3 protein-coding genes are annotated in these 4,402 nt (G+C 75.5%); 2 read left to right on the top strand and 1 reads right to left on the bottom strand.

The window, feature by feature from the left end:
- Positions 1 to 164 precede the first annotated feature (164 nt).
- Positions 165 to 1,331, bottom strand: coding sequence for a xylose isomerase (gene xylA / locus GUY61_RS35275; protein ID WP_166634397.1), 1,167 nt, complete (start codon positions 1,329 to 1,331; stop codon positions 165 to 167).
- A 112-nt stretch (positions 1,332 to 1,443) separates the two neighbouring features.
- On the opposite strand from xylA, the gene xylB reads away from it, so the two are divergent.
- Positions 1,444 to 2,910 carry a xylulokinase gene (gene xylB, locus GUY61_RS35270; protein ID WP_166634396.1) on the top strand — a complete coding sequence of 489 codons (1,467 nt, stop codon included), beginning with the start codon at positions 1,444 to 1,446 and terminating at the stop codon, positions 2,908 to 2,910.
- 257 nt (positions 2,911 to 3,167) lie between these two features.
- On the top strand, positions 3,168 to 4,307 hold the full coding sequence (locus tag GUY61_RS35265) for an ROK family protein (RefSeq protein WP_166634398.1): 1,140 nt from the start codon (positions 3,168 to 3,170) through the stop codon (positions 4,305 to 4,307).
- Positions 4,308 to 4,402 lie beyond the last annotated feature (95 nt).

Raw genomic sequence — 4,402 nt, 5'->3', positions numbered from 1 at the left:
CCCCACCACCGCCCCACCCGGGCGGAGGTGTGCCGGCGGTGCCGGCCGCGCCCGGGTGGGGCGGTGGTGGGGCGGTGGTGCGACGACCCCGGCCGGAAAGACGGCCCCGGCCGGATCCTGAAGGGGCCCGTGCTCCCGCGGAGGCCGCCGCACCCGGGGCGGTTTCAGGCGCGGGCGCCCAGGAGGTGGTCCATCGCCAGCTGGTCGAGGCGTTCGAAGGCCATACCGCGCGCGCCGGCCGTCTCGGGGTCGAACTCCTCGAAGGCCGAGCGGTCGGCAAGCAGGCCGGCCAGGCCGTCCTCGGCGGTGGGCAGCGCGAGCTGGTCGAGCCGGGAGGTGCGCAGTGCCTCCCGGACCTCGGGGTCGGCGCGGAAGGCGGCGGCACGCTCCTTGAGGATCAGGTAGTTGCGCATGCAGCCCGCCGCCGAGGCCCAGACGCCGTCGAAGTCCTCGGTGCGCGGCGGCTTGAAGTCGAAGTGCCGCGGTCCCGCGTAGCCGGCCGTCTCCAGCAGGTCGACGAGCCAGAACGCGGCGCGCAGGTCTCCGGCGCCGAAGCGGAAGTCCTGGTCGTACTTGATGCCGGACTGGCCGTTGAGGTCGATGTGGAACAGCTTGCCCGCCCACAGCGCCTGGGCGATGCCGTGCGGGAAGTTGAGCCCGGCCATCTGCTCGTGGCCGACCTCGGGGTTGACGCCGACCAGTTCGGGGCGTTCCAGGCGCTCGATGAAGGCGAGGGCGTGGCCGATGGTGGGCAGGAGGATGTCGCCGCGGGGCTCGTTGGGCTTGGGCTCGACGGCGAACCTGAGGTCGTATCCCTGCTCGACGACGTAGTCCCCGAGGAGGTCGAAGGCCTCCTTCATCCGGTCGAGGGCGACGCGCACGTCCTTGGCGGCACCGGACTCGGCGCCCTCTCGGCCGCCCCAGGCCACGTAGGTCTTCGCGCCGAGCTCCACGGCGAGGTCGATGTTGCGGATGGTCTTGCGCAGCGCGTAACGGCGTACGTCCCGGTCGTTGGCGGTGAAGGCGCCGTCCTTGAACACGGGGTGGGTGAAGAGGTTGGTGGTGGCCATCGGCACGGTCATGCCGGTGGCGTCCAGGGCCTGGCGGAAGCGCTTGACGTGCGACTCGCGCTCGGTGTCGGAGGACCCGAAGGGGATCAGGTCGTCGTCGTGGAAGGTCACGCCGTACGCGCCGAGTTCGGAGAGGCGCTGTACGGACTCCACCGGGTCCAGCGGGGCGCGCGTGGCGTCGCCGAAGGGGTCCCGGCCCTGCCAGCCTACGGTCCACAGACCGAAGGTGAACCTGTCCTCTGGAGTGGGCTGGTAGTTCATGCGGGCTCCCGGATCTATTTCGTCATGGCCGTTTACAAATTAGTATGCGAAGGCATCGTTGGGAAGCCGCGGAAGCCGACGAAAACAGGAACCGGGACAAAGGAGACGCGTGATGACAGCACCCGAGGGGCCGCTCGTCGTCGGGGTGGACAGCTCCACCCAGTCGACGAAGGCACTGGTCGTCGACGCCGGGACGGGTGAGGTGGTGGCGAGCGGGCAGGCTCCGCACACGGTCTCCGGCGGCCCCGGGCGGGAGAGCGACCCCGGGCAGTGGTGGGAGGCGCTCGGCCGGGCACTGGCCGACTGCGGACCACTGGTCCGCCAGGCCGCCGCGATCTCGGTGGGCGGCCAGCAGCACGGCCTGGTCACCCTGGACGCGGAAGGCCGCCCGGTGCGCCCGGCCCTGCTGTGGAACGACGTCCGCTCGGCGCCCCAGGCGGAGCGGCTGGTGGAGGAACTGGGCGGCCCCAAGGTGTGGGCGGACCGGTTCGGCAGCGTGCCGGGCGCCTCCTTCACCGTCACCAAGTGGGCCTGGCTGACCGAGCACGAGCCGGAGGCGGCGGACGCCGTCGCCGCGGTCCGCCTGCCGCACGACTACCTCACCGAACGGCTCACCGGCGAGGGCACCACCGACCGCGGCGACGCCTCCGGCACCGGCTGGTGGTCGGGGGTCACCGAGGCGTACGACGAGGAGATCCTCGACCGCGTCGGCCTCTCCCCCGCCCAGCTGCCGCGCGTCGTACGCCCGGGCGAGGTCGCGGGAACCGTCCGCGAGCACCCCGGACTCCCCCTGCCCAAGGGCGCCCTGGTCGCCCCCGGCACCGGTGACAACGCGGCCGCGGCGCTCGGCCTCGGCCTGCGGCCGGGAGAGCCGGTGCTGAGCCTCGGCACCTCCGGCACGGTGTACGCGGTCTCCGCACACCGCCCCGCCGACCCCACCGGCACCGTCGCGGGTTTCGCCGACGCGCGCGGCGACTGGCTGCCGCTCGCCTGCACCCTGAACTGCACACTCGCCATCGACCGGATCGCGGCCCTGTTCGGGCTCGACCGGGAGGCCGTGGAGGCCCTGCGGTCCGGCGCTCCGGGCGGTGCGCCCGTCGTGCTGCCCTTCCTCGACGGCGAACGCACCCCCAACCTGCCGCGCTCCTCCGGTCTGTTCTACGGGCTGCGGCACGACACCACGGCCGGCCAGATCCTCCAGGCCGCCTACGACGGGGCGGTGTTCGCCCTGCTCGAGGCCCTGGACCGGGTGCTGGACGCGGACGCGGACCCCGCGGCTCCGCTGCTGCTCATCGGCGGCGGCGCACGCGGTACGGCCTGGCGCGAGACCGTGCGGCGGCTGTCGGGACGCGCGGTACGGGTTCCCGCGGCACGGGAGCTCGTCGCGCTCGGTGCCGCGGCGCAGGCGGCGGGACTGCTCCTCGGCGAGGACCCGGCGGCCGTCGCCCGCCGCTGGGGCACCGCCGAGGGCCCGTCCTACGACGCCGTGGAGCGGGACGAGGCCGCGGTGGAGCGGCTGCGAGCGGTACTGACCGGCGCCGGCCCGCTGCTGCGGCAGTCGGGAACGGAGGGGGCGTGAGCCGGGGAAAGGCCGGAAAGGGCAGCCGGGGGCCGATCGCGGGCACGGCCGAAGGCCGGGGCGGGAGCGCCGGGAACGCGCGTGCCGCGATCACCGGGAAGGCCGGGAAGGGAGGAGAGAGGGCCACGCGGCCCGGCGGCGGCGCGGCCGGCACGAAGGCGGGACGCCCGGAGCCGGCGGCAGCGAAGGCGGGGCCCGGGAACGGGGGCTCCCCGCTCACCCAGCAGGCGATCCGGCAGCGCAACCTCTCCCTGGTGATGCGGACCGTCGCCGGCCGGGCGCCCATATCCCGGGCGGCCGTGGCCGGGCAGGTCGGACTCACCCGGGCCGCCGTGTCGACGCTCGTGGACGAGTTGGTAAGGGCCGGGCTGCTGGTGGAGCTCGGCCCCGAGGCGCTGCAGTCCAGCGGCGTCGGACGGCCCGGCAGCGCGCTGGCGCTCAACGACCGGGGACCGGCCGGGATCGGCGCCGAGATCGGCGTCGACCACCTCGCGGCCTGCGCGGTCGACCTGCGCGGCGAGGTGCGCGCCCGGGTCCGGGTGGCCGCCGACAATCGGGGCCGCCCCGCGGGCCCGGTCCTGGCGGAGCTCGCCGCGCTGGTGGACCGGGTGGCCGGGGAGGCGCGCGCCGAGGGGCTGCGCCCGGCGGGCCTCGCGGTTGCCGTCCCCGGTCTGGTGACCCGGGACGGGCACACCGTGGTCAGGGCTCCGAACCTCGGCTGGTCCCGTGTCGATCTCGGCCCCGCTCTGCGGGACGCGCCGGCGCCGCTGAGCGTCGACAACGAGGCCAACCTCGGGGCCCTCGCCGAGCTCTGGACCAGCGGCGGCTCGGCACCGCAGGACTTCGTGCACGTCTCGGCGGAGATCGGCATCGGCGCCGCGATCGTCGTCGACGGGCGGCTGCTGCGCGGTCGGCACGGCTTCGCCGGTGAGCTGGGTCATGTGCCGATCCACCCGGACGGCCCCGCGTGCGTCTGCGGCGGGCGCGGCTGTCTGGAGCAGTACGCGGGCGAGGAGGCGGTACTCCGCGCGGCGGGCCTCGCCTCGGGTCCTGGCGCCATCGACGTACTCGCCGAACATGCCGCGCGGGGCGACGAGGCGGCGCGCGGCGCCCTGCGCGACGCGGGCTCCGCCCTGGGCATCGCGCTGGCGGGCGCGGTCAACCTCCTCGACCCCGAGACCGTGGTCCTCGGCGGGGCGCTGTCCCGGCTGGCGCCCTGGCTGCTGCCCGCGCTGGAGGAGGAGCTCGGACGGCGGGTCACCGACCCGGACCGCCCGCACCGCGGCACGGTGACCGTGTCCAGGCTGGGCTCGGACGGACCGCTGCTTGGAGCGGCGCATGCGGTGGTGCAGGCCGTGCTCGACGATCCGGTGGGGGGCGGCACGCCCGGTGGCTGACCGGCCCGCGTCCTCGCCCCGCGTCCGCTGCCCGGCGGGCGGCGGGCGGCGGAACGGACCCGCGCGGGTGCGAGGGGTGAGCGATGGGGCGGGGC

Origin of the sequence: Streptomyces sp. GC420 (assembly GCF_009916105.1) — a bacterium.
In the GTDB taxonomy this organism is placed as follows: domain Bacteria; phylum Actinomycetota; class Actinomycetes; order Streptomycetales; family Streptomycetaceae; genus Streptomyces.
The sequence above is the reverse complement of the archived record's forward strand: the minus strand, read 5'-3'. Positions and strand labels throughout refer to the sequence as shown.

Bases quoted from the DNA above. Each gene is read 5' to 3' on its own strand.
- xylB (WP_166634396.1), top strand. From the start codon at position 1,444: ATGACAGCACCCGAGGGGCCGCTCGTCGTCGGGGTGGACAGCTCCACC.
- xylA (WP_166634397.1), bottom strand. From the start codon at position 1,331: ATGAACTACCAGCCCACTCCAGAGGACAGGTTCACCTTCGGTCTGTGG.
- GUY61_RS35265 (WP_166634398.1), top strand. From the start codon at position 3,168: ATGCGGACCGTCGCCGGCCGGGCGCCCATATCCCGGGCGGCCGTGGCC.